Below are 18,295 nucleotides of genomic sequence, written 5' to 3' on the forward strand. Positions count from 1 at the left end.
TTCACGCCCTTCCCCCCTACCCGTGTCCGGCGAAAATCTCCGCCAGGCCGCTGCGCCGTTCAGTCCGCGTCACGATGGCTTGCGCCAGTACCTGCTCGTCGGCGTAAAGCGACAGGCGCCGTTTGGCACGGGTTATCGCGGTATAAACCAGCTCGCGGGTTACCAGCGGTACGCTACGAGAAGGCAAGATCAGCGCCGCATGATCGAACTCCGACCCTTGCGACTTATGCACCGTCATTGCCCAGGCGGTATCATGTTCCGGCAAGCGGCTTGGCTGCACCGATTTAATACTGCCATCCGGCATCGGGAACCACACGCGAAGTTCGCCGTCCCTTTCCAGCGCAATACCGATATCGCCGTTAAACAGCCCCAGCGCGCTATCGTTGCGGGAAATCATCACCGGACGGCCATCGTACCAGCGTGAATGGCGCGGTAGCGTAATCGCCCGCTTACGGTGGAGCATCTGCTCCAGCTGTTCATTCACGCCGCTTACTCCATAAGGCCCTTCACGCAGCGCGCACAGCAGCTGAAATTCGCCAAAGGCGGCAATCATCTGTTCCGGCGCGGCCTGCTCGCGGCGAAGCTGCAGATAACGGCCGTAGCCCTCCTGCGCCGCCATCAGCATCGCTTCATACTCCTCGGTGGTACTGAGCGGCTGCAGAACGATATCCTCAAACGGCTGGCGTAACGTCGCTTTCACGTCCGCACGCGCACCGGCGTTGACCGCCCGCGCCAGGCTGCCGATACCGGAATGGCTGCCAAAGCGGTAGCTTTTTTGCAGCAGACACAGACTATCACGCAGCGCTCCGGCCATCTGCCCCTCGCCCGCCGGCACCGTTGCGCCAGTCAGCCGCGACAGCTCTTGCGCTCGCGCCGCGGTATAGCCGGACGTCGCCCAGGCACAGATATCGCCAAGCACCGCCCCGGCTTCCACGGAGGCAAGCTGATCGCGATCGCCGAGAAAGATCACCCGCCCGTGTTCCGGCAAAGCATCAATCAGGCGCGACATCATCGGTAAGTCGATCATAGACGCTTCGTCGACCACCAGCACATCCAGATGCAGCGGATTACCGGCGTGGTAGCGCATGCGCTGGCTACCGGGCTGCGCGCCCAACAGGCGATGCAGCGTACTGGCATCGGCGGGAATCAGCGCTTTTTGCTCCTCGCTAAGCGGAAGTTTTCTTAACGCCGCCCCAAGGGATTCCGTCAGACGCGCTGCGGCTTTGCCGGTCGGCGCCGCCAGCCGAATTCGACAACGCGGCGTGTCGTTGATCTGAATCAGCGCCGCCAGCAGCTTCGCGACGGTAGTGGTTTTTCCCGTACCCGGGCCGCCGGAGATCACCGAAATGCGCCGGGTCAGCGCCACCGCCGCGGCGACTTTTTGCCAGTCGATATCGTCGGTTGCCGGAAAGAGTTCATTCAGGGTTGCCGTTAGCCGCCCTTCATCGACCTCAAGCACCCGGTTCGTCTCATTGAAGAAGCGGGCGACGGTGAGTTCATTACGCCACATGCGGTTCAGGTACAGCCTGTCGCCGCATAAAATCATCGGCGTCGGTTCGTCGCCGCGGCTCACCGCTGACGAAGAAAGCAACAATTGAGGCCAGTCCTGCGGCTCTCCGGCCATTGCCAGCAACTGGTCACGGATCTCGCCGGCCTTGCCGCTTAGCGCTTCTTCAGCGTTGAGGCGCGACAGCGGCAGACAGACATGACCTTCTCCGGCATCCCGGCTCAGCAGCGCGGCGGCCAGCTTCACTGCCGGAGGGGCATCCTGCGCCACCATCAGCGCAAACTGAACGTCCAACGGTCGCAGCAGGCGCTGCTCGGCGGCGGCCAGCAGCAGTTCATCCATAGTCATGAGTCCACCTCCAGGGTAACGCCGGCAAATAGCGCGTCGAGACCGTCAATCAGCGGCTGCGCCGGACGGGTGGTGAAGATCCCCTGCCCGCCTTCCTGCCCATCCATGCCGCGTAAAAAAAGATAAATGACGCCGCCAAAGTGCCGCTCGTAGTGATAATCGGCAATACGGTGACGCAGATAACGGTGTAGCGCCAGGCTATACAGCTGGTACTGCAGATCATAGCGATGCAGGCGCATCGCCTGGATCATCGCCTGCTGGGTGTAGGCTTCGCGGTCTTCGCCCAGCCAGTTCGATTTGTAATCCAGCAGGTAATAGCGGCCATCGTGACGAAATACCAGATCGATAAACCCTTTCAGCATCCCGCGGACCTGGCGGAAATCGAGCGCCGGGGTATCAGCCGAGAGCGGATCATAGCGGCGGATCAGCGCGTCCAACCGCAGCGGATCCAGCGGTTGTTCAATCGGTAGATAGAAGGCCATTTCCACCTGTTTATCCCGCGCGCCCAGCTGATTCAGAGCGATTTCCGCCCCCGGCAGGCGTGTTCGCAGCACACCGTCCAGCCATTCGCTCAACACCGGCGCCCACTCTTCGCCAAAACCGTGCAACTGTAGTTTTTGCGCCATCCAGTCAACCGGTACCGGCTGGCTGAAATCAAGATCTTCAAACAGGCTATGCAGGAAAGTCCCCGGCGACGCGCCGCGCGGGAACTGATGAGGCGTGAGCTGCGGCTCTTCCGCCACCTCGCCAACACCCGCGGCGTCGATATCGAGCCGCGGCAGCAGGTCCTGACCGGCGCTGGAACCATGCTGCTGCAGGCCGGAATAACTGGTCACCCGCCAGTCGTCCATAACCTGACGTTCAAGCGTCCGCGCCGAAAGCGGCGGTAGCGCGTTTTCCGGCGCCTGCCACGGCGTCTGGTCCATGGTATCGGGAATACATAGCGCAATATCATCGTTGCACAATGCCTGTAATCGCGCGGTCAATCCCGCCGCGTCCATCGGCTCGCCGTCCTGCAGCAGGCGGCCGAGGGCGCTATGATGAAAATCGCTGTTGCCAGGTTTGTCGCTACGACGGGTACTTAACGGCGCGATCCCGAGACTACAGTGCCACACCGCGCGGGTCAGGGCGACGTACAACAGGCGTAAGTCCTCCGCCAGGCGCTCGGCTTCCGCCAGCTCAAGGCTATTCTCCCCCTCTCCGAGGTCGAGTACCGCAGCAAAGGAATCGCGATCGTGGTAGAACGCCTGATCCTGTTTGCGAAAGCGCGCAATAAAGGGCAGCCAGACCAGCGAATATTCCAGTCCTTTTGATTTGTGGATGGTGACGATTTGCACCAGGTGCTTATCGCTCTCCAGACGCATCTGCTGGCTGGAAGCATTGCTGTCCGGTTCGGCGATATGTTGCGTCAGCCAGCGCACCAGCGCGTGCTCGCTCTCCAGCTGATTCGCCGCCTCTTGTAATAATTCGCTGATATGCAAAATATCGGTCAAACGGCGTTCGCCGCCGTGGGTCGCCAGCAGGTTTTCAGCGATATGACGCGCCCCCATCAGCGCGCGCAGCATCGGCATCACGCCACGCTGGCGCCAGATGTGACGGTATTCACTGAACTCCTCTACCAGCGCATCCCAGGCACGTTCATCCTGATTGAGGTTTTCGATATCCTGCGCATTAAGGCCAAACATCGACGTTGCCAGCGCGCTGCGTAGCGTGTTTTCACGCTCTGGCGCCAGTACCGCCTGTAGAACCCACAGTAATTCCTGCGCTTCCGGGGTTTCAAAAACGCTGTCGCGGTTTGAGAGATAGACCGACGGGATCGACAAGAGCTGCAGCGCATCGCGAATAAGCGCCGCTTCGAGACGGTTACGCACCAGCACGGTGATATCGGAGGCGCGCACCGGCTCGGCTTTTTCGCCGCGCCACAGCAGCGCGCGCCCCTGCTGGCCGGCGCTGAGCCAGTCGCGGATCTGCGTCGCGCACAATTGCGCCATAAAAGACTGATAATCGCCAGAACCGACGGCTTCGCCAGGCATTAACCACATGTTCATCGCCGGGATCGGCTTCCCATCAATGGTAAAGCGCAACGTCTGATTTTTAGCGGCAGGCTTCACCGGCAAGAATGGGATCTCGCGGAACATGAATGGATTATCACTCAGGCCGAACAGGCGGTTTACGCTCTGTACCATGCCTGGCGCCGAACGCCAGTTGGTATCCAGCGTATAGTGGGCAGCGACATCGCCGCGCGCTTTCATATAGGTAAAAATATCGGCGCCGCGGAAAGCGTAAATCGCCTGTTTCGGGTCGCCAATCAGCAGCAGGGCCGTATCCGGCTGACGGCGCCAGATGCGGCGGAAGATGCGATACTGCTGCGGGTCGGTATCCTGGAACTCATCGATCATCGCCACCGGGAAACGCTGACGAATAGCGCTGGCCAGCGCTTCGCCGCTGTCGCCGCGCAGCGCGTCGTCCAGGCGGCTGAGCATGTCGTCAAAGCCTAGTTCGCCTCGACGCCGTTTTTCGCGGGCGACCGCTTCGCGGATCTCCACCATCGCCCTGGCGATAACCAGATCGTTTAAGGTAAGCGGTGAGGCGAGCAGCGCTTCTACCGCGCTGAATAAGGGATGCAACGGTGGTTCGCCGCCGTCTTTGGTGCGCTCAATGAGGAACGGTTGCGAGAATTTTTCCAGCGCATCAGGCAACTGATAACTCAGCGTTTCTTCCTGCGCCCAGGCGCTTACCTTTTCGATCCACTTGCCCTGGTTGCCGCGGTTGAACTTGCGGCGATCGAGCCCTGAGCTTTCCAGCACGTTTTCAATTTCGCCCACCTGTTCCCGCCACTGCTGCTTCAGCGCATTGATACGTTCCAGGATTTGCTGATGGCGGCTTGCCAGCGTCTCTTCCGCGGGCGGCGGCGATTTTAGCTGCGGCGCTTCGCCCTGCAGCCAGCGGTCGATCGCCTTCAGCAGGTCACGCGGCCCTTTCCACTGTTCATGGATCACCGCGGCAATATCGCGCGGCAGCGGATAGCAGTGGCGACGCCAGAAGTCGGCGCAGGCCTGATAACGCAGGCGGGACTCGTCTTCGATCAGTTGCTGTTCAAACAACATGCCGGACTCGAAGGCGTTGAGGCTCAGCATTCGCTGACAGAAACCATGGATGGTAAAGACTGCCGCCTCGTCCATCTGGCGCTCCGCCAGCATCAGCGTTTGCGCCGCCTGGTTTTTATCGGCGATTTCCGCGAGCAAAGAGGCATAGAGCGGATCGCTGGCGCTTTCGCGCAGGCAGGCAATCCGTAGCTCGTGGATATTACTGCGAATACGCCCGCGCAGCTCTTCCGTCGCCGCTTCGGTAAAGGTAACTACCAGCAGCTCTTCCACGCTGACCGGCCGGGGGAAAGCGGATTCTCCCCCCAGCCCCAGCAGCAGCCGTAAATATAGCGCGGCGATGGTAAAGGTTTTTCCGGTGCCCGCGGAGGCTTCTATCAGCCGCTCGCCCGTCAGGGGCAAGCGGAGTGGGTCAAGAGACTCAGCGGTTTCGGTCATTCATTCTCTCGCATCAGGGGTAAGGATTTCTGCAATGCGCTGACGCTTTCCCATACTTTACCGCCTTCAGGGGCGGCGTATTCCGTCTTGCCGTTCTGGCTGCCGGAAACCTGGGATAACAGTGCCATGCCTTGCGGATCCACCACCGTCTGATGGAAGAAATCGGCAAGTTTTTGCGGCGTCAGCAGTTTAATCTGAGCCACTACTTTATCACGTGAATCGAAGCGCATATTACCGCGATCGAAATCTTTGCTCAGCTTTGATGCTTCTTCGCTCAACGTTTGCGGCGCCTGCAGCATCTGGCTAATCGCCGCCTGCTGGATCTGAGCAAACTCTTCCGGTTTCATCGCCCGCAGTTTGGCTTCCGCCGTCGGGAAGAAGGCCTGGAAGCGCTGCCAGAGGAAAGCCGGCTGTTTATCGCTACTCTGTAACAGGAAGCCCATCCCCCACTGGCGGCCAACATTCATTGAGAAGGCGAAGACCGCATAGCCGAGTTGTTCTTCAGTACGTAACTGGTTATAGAACCAGGGCTGAATAATCTGCCCTAACAGCGAACTGGCGGCCATGCTGCTGTATTCATCGACGTTTGGCGGCGCGAAAACCGCCGCCAGCGCGGAGTCGGTGCTGCTGCCTGCTTTCTCAAACATCGCCAGCTGTTTGCTGTCGATCAGCACGTCTTTGTTTCGACACCACTCGTTGCCATCGGCGCCAAGCTGTTTTTGGATCTGGTGGGCCAGATCGGTGGACTGTCTGGCGCTCATGTTACCGACGACCAGCAGCTCCGGCCGCCCTCTTGCTTTCAGGTTATCGCGGTAGTTGATCACCTCTTTCAAGGTGATTGACGGCAGTAAATCGCGACGTGTTTTACGCTCGAAATAGGGTACCTGCGACAGCATCTGAATCGGCATAATCGCCTGGTCATAGGCTTTACCTTTGTCCGCCGAATCCATCATCTGGGCATACCAGGACTTCGCCTGCTCAAGCTGCTCTTCGGTCGGCGTATAGCTAAAGTAGCCATCCAGCAGCGCGGTAAAGAGCTGCGGCAGGCGCTGGGTATAGCCATTGGCATTAACCATCAGACCGTTGTTGGCGCCGGTCGAGAAGCTTATCCCGCCTACCGCGGCCTGGTTGCTAAGCTGGTCGAGAGCAATTCCGGCCAGGTAATCATTCAACGCGAACATCACCTGTCGGCGCGCGCTGTCCATCGCCTGCGGGTTACGTAGCACCAGCGAGACGTCGGCCTTCGGTTCACTGGCAAAGTACTGGCTGGGCGCGTACACCACGCGCAGCGTCGGCTCATCGACGATAAGCTCCGGATGCGGGTACGCCTTATCGCTCTTAATCAGCGTGAAATCATCCGGAATATACGGGTTCAGCGCCGGCAGTTGCAGCTTGATGGCTGCAGATTTTTGCTGCCAGTTGGTGAAGGTCTGGGGGCTAATTTTATCAACCTGATAAGGCGCGTTGACGAAATAAGCGGTTTTATTGTGCGGTTCATTCGGGCTGATGTACCAGATACGCGCATTTTGCGGCGTCATCATCGCCAGACGGTCTTTAATCGCCTGAGCATCATAGCGGTCGGCGATATTAACCACGTCCAGTACGTGCTCTACCGGCACGCGAATCATGGTATCGGCCAGCCACTCCACATAATCCATATCGCGGCTAATCGACGGATAGCGGAAATCGAGCTCCAGCACGTGGGCTAATTCATCAAAGTAGCGCTTATCAATACCCTGTGTACGCAGCAAATTCAGGTAGCTGAAAATAGCGGCGGTAACTTCATCGCGGTGCGCCAGGCCTTTATCGGTGAGGGTAGCGGAGATCGCCAGCACGCCGCTATTGCCGTTGACGGCCGGATCGGAATCCGCGCGAATCCCTTCCGCCAGCCCCTGCTTCTGCAGCCAGTCGGATAAGGTGCCAGGGCTGCGGTTGCCGATCATATAGGTCACCAGCTCATCGGTCTTGCTGCGAAACTGAGCGCTGTTGTTATCGATGCGGAATTCAACGCGCAGCACCTTACGCGGCATCGCCGGCACGTAGTGAATCACAATACCCTTCTGCGCATCGGTCACGACCGGTACGGTAATTTCCGGCTTACTGATGTCGTGATTTGGCACCCGTCCGTAGGTCGCGGCGGCAATGCTTGCCAACTCAGGCAGTGGCTTATTACTGTAGATGACCGCCTTCATCAGGTTTGCCGAGTACCAGCGGTCGCGGAAAGCGTGCAGCGCATCAAGCACCGGGCTACCAGGCTTGTCGCTCAGCGTATCGAGGTTACCGCCGGAGAATTGTGAAGCCGGGTGCGCAGGGTTGATGGTTTCGGCGCTCACCTGCGCCATGCGCATCCCGTCCCGGGTGCGCGCCATGGTCAATTCGGCGTTGACCGCGTTACGTTCGCGTTCGGCATATTTTTTATCCAGCAGCGGCGCAGCAATGGCATCGGCCAGCCGATCGACAGCGCCGTTGAGAGCATCGTTTTCCACTTCAAGGTAGAACGCGGTGCGATACGGCGCGGTGCTGGCATTATGGCTGCCGCCGTGCATTTTGAGGAATTCAGCAAGGCTGTCAGGCTGCGGATACTTCTGCGAGCCCATTAAGGTCATATGCTCGAGATAGTGCGCCAGCCCTTGATGATCGGCCGGATCCTGTAATGAACCCACCGGCACCACCAGCGCCGACAACGATTTTACCGCCTGCGGATCGGATACCAGCAGCACGACCATGCCGTTTTGCAGGCGAATGGCCTGATATTGACGGGGATCTTTTTCGCTTTTGCGGATGGTTTCCTGAATCGGTTGCCATCCGGTGTCTGCCTGACTTAACGGCGCCCAGAGGGCGACCACTACAACAAGAACTTTGAACCATAAACTGCGGGGCATTCACGGACCTCATCATTAACAAACTTCGCGCTGCATAGCGTCAGCGTGGATACCCATCATCAGGCAAAACGCCATCTTCAAGGTATTTACAACATCAGTCCGTGATTCGTTGCGCATAATAAATGAACAACCTTCTTTTGCGCAATTTTTATACTATTACAATTTTATTCGGACTGATGGAAACGAAATATCGGCAACAAATAACGCTGCGCCTGCGCGATAATCTCTTCATAGTACGCAGGCTCAAGAGTGCGCCACAGGCGCTGGTACCAGATATCGGCACCTTCGCCGCTCACCACCATATTACCTTCGTAGGCCTGAAGGAACTTACTGCGCGCTTTTTGTTGCGTTTCGTCATCCATTAACATGACATCCTTTTCCGCGTCATAACAGGCTTTTAGCCACGCGCCGCCGCTTTCCGGCAACAGCAGTAGCGGTTTTGACATCCCCTGCAGGTAGCCTTCTACCAGATCATTCAGATACGCCTGCGCCTGCTCCGCCGCCAGCGGCGGGAAACGCCACTCGCCTTCCTTGCGCACGAACAAGCGGCTTTCGCCGAGACCGCCGCTAGCACAATAGACAAGATGTTCCAGCCAAAGTTGCACGCCCTGAGAGACGCTCAGCAGCGACGGCCGCCAGCGCAATAGCCCATCCGGCTGTACCTGCTGTAGCCAGCCGGTGAGATTGATACCATTGCACTGTAGGTCGATCTCCATACTTTGCGCGGGCTGACGACTGGCGATAACCCGCTCAGCCAGGTTCTGCATTTCCTGACGCTGCGCCTCCCATGCCAGTTCGCCAAAGGCGCCAAAAGGCAGCTCACCCGCCGCACGAAAACGACGATACATCGCTGACGCATCCTGTTGTTCAATCAGCGTATTCAGCAACTGTTGGTTCAACTGGTAACGGCTTAGCCCTTCAAGCACGAAAGGCTCATCTTCGGGGATCTCGCTCTCTTCAGAGCGGAAATTCACCCGCAGACGCTGCTGGAAGAAAGCGCGCACCGGATGCTGCCAAAAGCGTAATAGTTGTTCAAACGGCAATGTGTCGATAGCAAACGGCGCAAGCGGCTGGATAAATTCACTATGCGCCTCTCCCTGCTGGCTGGCGGCGGCCAGCCACTCTTTCGCATAGCTCTGATCTTCATCCGGCAGATAATTGGCGGCATCGAAAGGCATACGCGTATGCAGATGGGTAATGTGCTCTTTAACGCGCCGTTCGCTGGCATCGCAGTCCAGCGCTTCATCGCCTTCAAGGCAGTGGCTCTGACCGATATAGTCCGCCAGTTCCTGTACCAGCACCGAAGGATAGCGCTCGCTATTATCCTGAATTGAGCGGCCGATGTAGCTGATGTATAGCTTCTGTTCGGCCGACATCAGCGCTTCCAGGAACAGGTAGCGGTCGTCGTCGCGACGGCTACGGTCGCCGCGCTGCGGTTTTTGGCTCATTAAATCGAAACCCAGCGGCGCGAGAGTACGCGGGTAGACGCCGTCGTTCATCCCCAGCAGGCAGACAACTTTGAAGGGAATAGAACGCATCGGCATCAGGGTGCAAATATTCACCGGACCGGCCAGGAAACGCTGGCTAATCCGCTGCTGATCGAGGCGCTGCGCCAGCTCATCACGCAGCAGCGATAGCGGCACGGCAGCCCCGTACTGCGCATCCAGCCCACCATCGATGATGGCTTGCCATTGCTGTTCAATCAGCGCCAGCGCCGCTTCGGTGTCGCTATCCGGCAGGAAGAAATCTGTGAGTAGATCGCGGCACACCGGCAGCCACTCTGTCAGCGGGCGATCCTGCGCCAGACCGCGGCGCCATAGATTGAGCTGCATCAGTAACGACGCGAGATTCCCCACCAGCTCGGCAATCAGTCCGCTGGATTCATCATAGGGCAGCACCGACTGCCACTCGCCCTGGCTGCTGTCCATCGCATACCCCAGCAGCATACGCGTTAACCCAAAACGCCAGGTATGCTGGCCGGTCGCCGGAAGATCCATTTCGCGCACGTTATCGTCATCCATGCCCCAACGTACGCCGGATTCATTGACCCACTGGCGCAGGTAGCGCAACCCCTCTTCATTGATATTGAAGCGCGCCGCCAGCACCGGCACATCCAGCAGCGCCAGCACGTCTTCACTGGCGAAGCGGCTGTCCGGCAGAGAAAGCAACGTGATAAACGCCTGTAACGCCGGGTGCGATTCCCGCGCCCGTCGATCGGAAATCGCCCACGGCAGCCAGCGTTCGCCGCGCGCCGCGCCGAAAACCGCCTGAATATAGGGACTGTAGCTGTCGATATCGGCGACCATAACGATAATATCGCGCGGCGTCAGCGCCGGGTCTTCTTCCAGCATCGCCAGCAGTCGGTCATGCAGCACTTCCACTTCACGTTGCGGGCTATGGCAGACGTGGATAGCCAGGCTGCGGTCGTCATTCGCCAGCGGACGCTTACTCTTACTGCTGGCGAACTCTTGCGCGGTGCGTCCCGCCACCGCGGCGTTGCGCAGTTCCAGAATATCGGCCTGGAGATTATGTAGCAGGTTATCGGGGGCGATATCGACAAAGGCGTCCAGCTCTTCATAGCGCTCCAGCCCTGCCAGCAGATAGATATAATCGCGCCCGAGCTTGCCCCACGAGGCCAGCAGCGGATTGCCGACATCCTGCTCGCCATCATCATTAAACAATCCCGGCGCCTGTTCAGTGTCGCGGAACAGCGGCAGCTCGCGCGCCTCGCGGTGGTGGCGGCGCTGGCGCGACATCAGTTTGGCAAGAAACGCTGGATCTTTAATATCGCCCCAGTAGTAGCGACAGGGGTTGGTGAAGAGTACATAGACATCGACATGCTTACCCAGCGCCTGCAGGGCCTGCAAATACACCGGCGGCAGCGCCGAGATGCCGCAGATAAAGACCCGCGACGGCAGCCCGGCTGGCGGCTGGTCAGCATTTTCCAACGCGCTGATAAAGCGCTGGTACAGATTGGCGCGGTGCCACAGCGGTTGCCCAAGCTCTGCGGTGTATTCGACTAACGCTTTCCACAGCGGCGCCTGCCACTGCTGAGCGTCGCCCAGCCCGTCCACCCGTTCATCGGCCTCCCAGCGCATCAGCCACTCCGGGCGATAAACCAGATACTGGTCATACAGGTCGGCCACCCGCGCGGCAAGCTGGAACAGCTTACGTTTGTCGCTATCATCGCTCAGATAGTGGCGCAGTAATGTGAAGGCTTCATCGTCGAGATACTGCGGTAGCAGGGTCATCAGCTTCCAGCTCATGCTCTGTTTACTGAAGGCGCTCTCGCCGGGAATATCGTCTAGCACGCGAACGAACATATCCCAGATAAAGCTGGCCGGCAGCGGAAACTCGATATTCGCCGCAATACCGAAGCGCTTTGCCAGCGTCATCTGCAACCATTGCGCCATACCGGTACTTTGCACCAGCACCATTTCCGGCATGAAAGGGTCATCCAGCCGCTGGCGCTCGACGATAAACTCCATCAACGCTTCAAGCACATCCAGACGGTTTGAGTGGTACACCCTTAACATATTCGCTCCTGACTACTGATTTACCGGACAATGTAGCCGGTTCATCTGCACCCGCTTAGCGGCGGGCATGGTGATCGTTACCGTGATGCTGACACAACTTTGCCTGGATGTCTGCAAACGGCTTATTTGCCCTTTCGCGGGCTGTGCCGGGGGAATGAGCTGGCTAAAGCGCCACGCTTCCCGCCACTGCTGGCGATAGGCGTTCAATTGAGCGGCGCCGCCGGCTAGCCCCCGATGATAACCGCCAAGCGCCGCGATAGTCATGATTAACAGCGCCATCGCTAATAATGTCTCCGCCAGACTAAAACCACGCTGGCGCGCTACGGCATCAGGCATAACGCACTCTCCTTTAACGGGCAAAAATCGCTCCATCCATGCGCTAAATAGCGCAGCACGCCCTGTTCAACCCATGCTGACTGCCACAGCTGTACTGTGCCGCTGCCGGCGATAAGCAGCGCGCGGCCATCATTAAAAAGCCGCAGGCAAGCGCGCCAGCGTTGGCTGTTCTCCTGTTGACACACCACATCGCTCTGCAGCGGCCAGTTCACCCCTTTGCCCCATTGCAGCGCCGACTGCGCGGCGGCCGTATCGCGAATCGCCTGGGTTTCGGCGCTCACCTGCGCCAGCAGCGATCGCTGCTGCTGGTTCATTCCCTGCAGCAGCAGGCTGCCCAGCGCCAGTAATAGCAGCACCATCAGTAGCGATGAAACTCCACGCTGGCGTTTCACAGGTTGAACCCCGTTACCCGATATTGCGCCTCGGTGGAAATACGCGAGTCCGATTGCGCCTGCCCCCCCAGGGTAACGATAAGTTCAGGAGAGAACCCGCTTATCGCCTGCCGCTCAACGTGAAAACTCGTTACCGTTATGGCTGCGGGATTGGTCATTTTCTCCCAATTTTTACCGCCGCAGTCAGTGACGCCGCGCCGCGTTTCCAGCGCCCCATCGCGCAGGCGAAAACCGGTAGAATCGGCATCGGCCTCCGGCGCCAGCTCCCAAATGCCGTTGCTGTTGCCATCCCAGCGAACAATAACGCACTGCCCGCCGTCGGCAATCACCAGCGCCTGACCATTACAGTGACCCGCGCAATATCCGGCGCGCTGCAAATGTTTGGCTAACGCATAAACCCGCTGCCATAGCTCATTTTCCAGCGCCTGCTGCTGCGTTTGGCGAAGAATCTGGCGCTGTAGCGCCGGAAGGAAACGAGCGGCTCCGAGCAGTAATACCGAGCCAATCGCCATAGCAATCAGCGTTTCAATGAGCGAAAAACCGCGCGCCGCTACTGGCATAATTCCTCCCCTTCCCGACACAGGCGTATGCGTCCCCAGTTAGAGACAACAATCCGCCACGCTTCGCCATCGCCTTGCAACAGGATATGTCCGGCCCAGGCGCTGTTGCGCAGGCCGTAAAAACCGATGCCCGCCGTCAAATGTTGCAGCGTAATTCCCGGCCATAGCGGCTGTAGGGTAAAAGGCGTTTTCGCGTGACAGTCAGCCTCCCCCCCGCTTGCGCTCAGACACCAGCCGGCGGGCGATTGTCCGATGCTAATGACGCGGTCGCGGTTGTGCCAGTTGGCGTCATCGCGCAGCAGCACGAGATAATCGCGCACCTGGCAGGCGACCTGCCACAAGCGCTGTTGCTGTTGCCAGCGCTGCCAGCCGTACATACCGCTAGCGCTGAGGATGACCACCAGCATCATGGTGACCAGCATTTCAATTAGGGTGTAGCCATGCTGTCTGTTCATGGCGTCGAGTATGCGTTGCTCCGATCATCCATTCGAATGGTAAATCTACGGTTCGCGTCGCGGCTCGGGAAAAAATTCGCCAGTTGCAGGATATTGAGCGGCGTCAGGAATCAGGCTCGCAAAATTCTGCAAAGGGCATAAAAAAACCGGCGCTGCTGGCGCCGGTTTGTCATCACTACAGAGACGTTAAATCGCCACAGGCGCTTTAATTCCCGGATGCGGGTCATAACCTTCAATTTCGAAGTCTTCAAAACGGTAGTCGAAAATCGACGCCGGTTTGCGCTTAATGACCAGCTTCGGCAGCGGACGCGGTTCGCGGCTCAGCTGCAGGTTAGTCTGCTCCAGGTGATTGCTGTAGAGATGAGTGTCACCACCGGTCCAGACAAAATCGCCCACTTCCAGATCGCACTGCTGCGCCACCATATGCACCAGCAGCGCATAGCTGGCGATGTTGAACGGCAGGCCGAGGAACACGTCGCAGGAGCGCTGATACAGCTGGCAGGAGAGTTTGCCGTCGGCGACGTAGAACTGGAAGAACGCGTGGCACGGCGCCAGCGCCATTTTATCCAGCTCACCGACGTTCCATGCCGACACGATGATACGGCGGGAGTCCGGGTCATTTTTCAACTGTTCCATGACCGTGCCGATCTGGTCGATATGGCGGCCGTCCGGCGCGGGCCAGGAACGCCACTGTTTGCCGTAAACTGGCCCCAAATCGCCATTCTCATCCGCCCACTCGTCCCAGATGGTGACGTTATTTTCGTGCAGATAGGCAATGTTGGTGTCGCCCTGCAGGAACCACAGCAGTTCATGGATGATGGAGCGTAAATGACAGCGCTTGGTGGTCACCAGCGGGAAGCCTTCCTGCAGGTTAAAACGCATCTGATGGCCGAAGATAGAGATGGTGCCAGTGCCGGTGCGGTCATTTTTTGGCGTGCCCTCAGCGAGCACTTTCTGCATCAAATCAAGATACTGTTTCATGGTTCCTCAAGAGTTTTGTTGCTGCGGACGGTGACGATAAGCCCAAACCATCATAATGATACCCGCAAGCACCATCGGGATCGAAAGAATCTGCCCCATACTGATGTACTGCACCCAGCCGCCGGTAAACTGTGCGTCCGGCTGACGGAAGAATTCCACGATAATGCGGAACAGGCCGTAGCCAATCAGGAACAGGCCGGAAACGGAACCGGTCGGGCGCGGTTTACGGATAAACAGGTTCAGGATCAGGAACAGCACCACGCCTTCCAGCGCCAGCTCATAAAGCTGAGAGGCGTGACGCGGCAGCGCGCCGTAGGTATCGAATAATGATTGCCATTCCGGATGCGACGGCAGCAGCGCCAGGTCCTCAGCGCGCGAGCCCGGGAAAATCATCGCATAATGGAAGCTCGGGTCAACCCGGCCCCACAGCTCACCGTTGATAAAGTTGCCCAGACGCCCGGCGCCGAGGCCAAACGGGATCAGCGGCGCGATAAAATCGGAGACCTGGAAGAAGGTACGCTTGGTGCGTTTGGCGAAGATAATCATCACCAGAATCACGCCGATTAGGCCGCCGTGGAACGACATGCCGCCATCCCAGACGCGGAACAGATATAGCGGGTCGCTAAGGAAGACCGGCAGGTTGTAGAACATCACATAGCCGATACGGCCGCCGAGGAATACGCCGAGGAAGCCCGCGTAGAGCAGGTTTTCCACTTCATTTTTCGTCCAGCCGCTGCCCGGACGATTGGCCCGACGGGTGGCCAGCCACATCGCAAAGACGAAACCAACCAGGTACATTAAGCCGTACCAGTGGAGAGAGACCGGTCCAATGGAAAATATTACCGGATCGAACTCCGGAAAATGCAGGTAGCCACTATTCATCTGTCACCATAAAGACTTGTTATTCCGCCGAAAGTGGACAGCGGTGATGATCCGTGCCCGCTTAAAACGGGCACTCCGAAGGAGGCGAATGATAGCATAAGCGTGTAGGGCGATCCGCGCTGAACGTGTAAAAGATATGTATAAGGATGCTAACAGCGTGCGGTTTTCCCCCGGGCTCGCTACGCGGTGCCGTTTTTTTGTCGGGTGGCGGCTAACGCCTTACCCGAGCTACGGTCCGTGCCATTGCGAGCTTAAGATCTCTACCTTGTCCCCATGGCTACTGAAACTGCCGGTGTTGGTGGCCTCAAAATCGCTGAGACGTTCCCGGCAGGCCGGGGCAGCCCGCAGGGATGCGGGCTGAGGGCCGTGACTTGCAGGGACGCTGCCTCGGCCCGACCCGAAGCCTGCCGGGATAAGTCGAAGGTACCACGAAGTGGCGATTTTGGCGGCCAGAGCCCGGGAGTACAGAGGGCGGCGGCGACTGGCCGCCCTTTGTGCGCTCCCTGCGCCATGATAGACATAACGCAGAAGAAATATCGGGAGCGCAATCTGCTCTGAAATAATAAAAAACAACTGTTTTTCCCGGACCAAAAAAGTTGCAAACCGATAACAGCATCTACGTTACCGTCCGCCGCGGATCAGGCCGCCGAGACCGCGGCGCTCCATAAACGCCGCCACCTGGTGGCGCACTTCCGTGGTCATCTGCGCTTCCAGACTGCGCCGTGACAGCTCCTGCGCTTCTTCGATATCGATACGGCGCAGCAGATATTTCACGCGCGCGACCGAACGGCCGTTCATCGACAAATGGCGATAGCCGAGGCCCACCAGGATGGTGACGCACATCGGGTCGCCGGCCATTTCGCCGCACAAGCGCAGATCGATACCAAAACGCTCGGCGTCATGGGCAATCATCGCCAGCGCCCGCAATACCGCAGGGTGCAGGCAGTCGTACATATTGGCGACGCGGGTATTATTGCGGTCGACCGCGAGGATGTATTGCGTCAGGTCATTGGTGCCGACGGAGATAAAGTCGATGCGGTTTGCCAACTGCGGCAGCATAAAGACCATTGACGGCACTTCCAGCATCACCCCAAGGCGCGGGCGCGGAATCGCGTAACCAATCATCTCTTCGACTTCGCGACTGGCGCGCTCGATCAGGCGGCGGGCTTCGTCAACCTCTTCGAGGCTGGTGACCATCGGCAGCAGAATGCTGAGATTGCCGGTGGCGGCATTAGCGCGCAGCATAGCGCGCACCTGGATCAAGAAGATCTCTGGCTGATCGAGCGTAATACGGATCCCGCGCCAGCCAAGGCACGGGTTCTCTTCGCTAATCGGCATATACGGCAGTTGTTTATCGGCACCGATATCCAGCGTTCGCAGGGTCACGGGCTTGCTGTTAAACATCTGCAGCATGCCCTGATACTGGGCGACCTGCTCCTCTTCGGAGGGGAAGCCGCTTTGTAACATAAACGGAATTTCGGTGCGGTAAAGCCCGATACCATCGATAAAGCTGCCGAGCTTCTCTTCATGCTCCGGGCTCAGGCCTGCGTTGAGCATCACTTTTACCCGTTCGCCGCTTTTCAGCTCGGAAGCGCGTTCAAGATCGTCTTCCGCCAGCCGGCTCAGCTCGTTCTCTTCGCTGATTAACCGCTGATACTCTTGTAGCAGCACCGGTTCGGGATCGACCAACAGATCGCCGCGATAGCCATCAACGATCAACGTATGGCCATGCAGCAGTGACGGCTGAATGTCGGCGCCCATTACCGTCGGGATGCCCAACGCACGCACCATGATCGCCGCGTGGGAGTTGGCCGCGCCGTCGCGCACCACCACCCCGACTAAACGGTCCTGCGGCACTTCCGCAAGCGTGGTTGCCGACAGTTCATCGGCCACCAGAATAATGCGCTCAGGCCAGGTATTCGGCCCTTGGGTGGTGTCGTCGAGATGAAACAACAGCCGCTGCCCGAGAGTACGCAAATCCCCCGCCCGCTCTTTCAGGTAGCCATCGCTGAGCGCGGCAAACTGCTCGGCAAATTTCTCAATGACTTTTTTCACCGCCCATTCAGCGACGGAGCCTTTGTCGACTTCATCGAATAGCTCACGGCGCAGGCGCGCATCGGATAACAGGTGCGAATAGAGGTCAAAAATAGCCGCCGTCTCTTTTTGCGCTCCGGCGGCGTAGCGCTTGCTGTAGCGACGAAACTCATTCGCCGCCTCTTCCAGCGCGCCGGTGAGACGTTCGCGCTCGGAAGCGGTATCCAGCGTCGAGGCCTCGTAGACCTGCTCCATCAACGGCAGGCTGGCATCCATCCAGCCTTCGGCAATCGCCACCCCGGATGATGCCGGCAGCGCGCGGATGCGGGTCTGGCGATACTGCCCAAACAGCGCATTTAACTGCGATTGGGAGAGAATAGCGGCCATCTGGGTGGCGAGGGTGACAAGGAAGGACTCTTCGCTTTCATCGAACTGGCGCAGTTCACGCTGCTGAACCACCAGCACGCCCAGCAGCTGACGCCGCTGGATAATCGGCACGCCAAGGAAGGCGCGGAAGCGTTCCTCCTTAACGGCTGGAATATACTTAAAGCTGGGATGTTTTTGCGCATCGGCCAGGTTGATAGGCTCGGCCAGACGCCCCACCAGCCCCACGAGACCTTCATCAAATGCGAGTGCGACTGTGCGCCCGCGAGGTTTTTTCAGCCCGCGCGTGGCCATCAGGTAATAGCAGCGTCGATCGTTGTCAGCCAGGTAAACCGAACAAACTTCCGTTTCCATCGCTTTACAGACATCCGTAACCAGGATATCCAGCGCCTCGTTTAAACGCGGCGCGCTGGCGACCTTCTCGACTATTTCTCGCAACCGAGTGAGCATAATGTG

The 18,295-nt window shown here is 58.6% G+C and carries 11 protein-coding genes; all 11 read right to left on the reverse strand.

Annotation, left to right across the window (positions count from 1 at the left end; genetic code table 11):
- Positions 1-16: 16 nt before the first annotated feature.
- The 11 genes from recD to ptsP all read right to left on the reverse strand — a co-directional run bounded on the left by recD (position 17) and on the right by ptsP (position 18,289).
- Entirely contained in the window at positions 17-1,855 is a 1,839-nt protein-coding gene (gene recD, locus PGQ95_RS00680) for an exodeoxyribonuclease V subunit alpha (protein WP_430916698.1), read from the reverse strand.
- The gene (gene recB / locus PGQ95_RS00685; RefSeq protein WP_430916700.1) at positions 1,852-5,397 is read right to left on the reverse strand and encodes an exodeoxyribonuclease V subunit beta; all 3,546 of its coding nucleotides are present in this window, start codon (positions 5,395-5,397) and stop codon (positions 1,852-1,854) included. Before recB ends, recD begins: the two co-directional genes overlap by 4 nt.
- Positions 5,394-8,279: a pitrilysin gene (gene ptrA / locus PGQ95_RS00690; RefSeq protein ID WP_430916702.1), complete on the reverse strand. Its 2,886-nt coding sequence runs from the start codon at positions 8,277-8,279 to the stop codon at positions 5,394-5,396. The genes recB and ptrA overlap by 4 nt, the downstream gene beginning before the upstream one ends.
- A 164-nt stretch (positions 8,280-8,443) precedes the next feature.
- Positions 8,444-11,815: an exodeoxyribonuclease V subunit gamma gene (gene recC / locus PGQ95_RS00695; RefSeq protein WP_430916704.1), complete on the reverse strand. Its 3,372-nt coding sequence runs from the start codon at positions 11,813-11,815 to the stop codon at positions 8,444-8,446.
- 12 nt (positions 11,816-11,827) lie between these two features.
- Entirely contained in the window at positions 11,828-12,151 is a 324-nt protein-coding gene (locus PGQ95_RS00700) for a prepilin-type N-terminal cleavage/methylation domain-containing protein (protein WP_087858615.1), read from the reverse strand.
- A complete protein-coding gene (locus tag PGQ95_RS00705; RefSeq protein WP_032709042.1) occupies positions 12,136-12,543 on the reverse strand; it encodes a DUF2509 family protein in 408 nt (135 codons plus the stop codon). The genes PGQ95_RS00700 and PGQ95_RS00705 overlap by 16 nt, the downstream gene beginning before the upstream one ends.
- Entirely contained in the window at positions 12,540-13,103 is a 564-nt protein-coding gene (locus PGQ95_RS00710) for a prepilin peptidase-dependent protein (RefSeq protein ID WP_430914653.1), read from the reverse strand. The genes PGQ95_RS00705 and PGQ95_RS00710 overlap by 4 nt, the downstream gene beginning before the upstream one ends.
- On the reverse strand, positions 13,094-13,558 hold the full coding sequence (locus PGQ95_RS00715; RefSeq protein WP_411325212.1) for a prepilin peptidase-dependent protein: 465 nt from the start codon (positions 13,556-13,558) through the stop codon (positions 13,094-13,096). Before PGQ95_RS00715 ends, PGQ95_RS00710 begins: the two co-directional genes overlap by 10 nt.
- 186 nt (positions 13,559-13,744) lie before the next feature.
- Positions 13,745-14,539 (reverse strand): thymidylate synthase, encoded by a 795-nt coding sequence (gene thyA, locus PGQ95_RS00720; protein ID WP_045373795.1) that lies wholly within the window; start codon positions 14,537-14,539, stop codon positions 13,745-13,747.
- Positions 14,540-14,545: 6 nt separating this feature from the next.
- Positions 14,546-15,421, reverse strand: coding sequence for a prolipoprotein diacylglyceryl transferase (gene lgt / locus PGQ95_RS00725; RefSeq protein ID WP_087858619.1), 876 nt, complete (start codon positions 15,419-15,421; stop codon positions 14,546-14,548).
- 621 nt (positions 15,422-16,042) lie between these two features.
- Positions 16,043-18,289, reverse strand: a complete 2,247-nt coding sequence (ptsP, locus tag PGQ95_RS00730; RefSeq protein ID WP_047078964.1) for a phosphoenolpyruvate--protein phosphotransferase — start codon at positions 18,287-18,289, stop codon at positions 16,043-16,045.
- Positions 18,290-18,295: the final 6 nt, after the last annotated feature.

This window comes from Klebsiella sp. 141240 (assembly GCF_050600805.1).
GTDB lineage: Bacteria > Pseudomonadota > Gammaproteobacteria > Enterobacterales > Enterobacteriaceae > Klebsiella > Klebsiella aerogenes.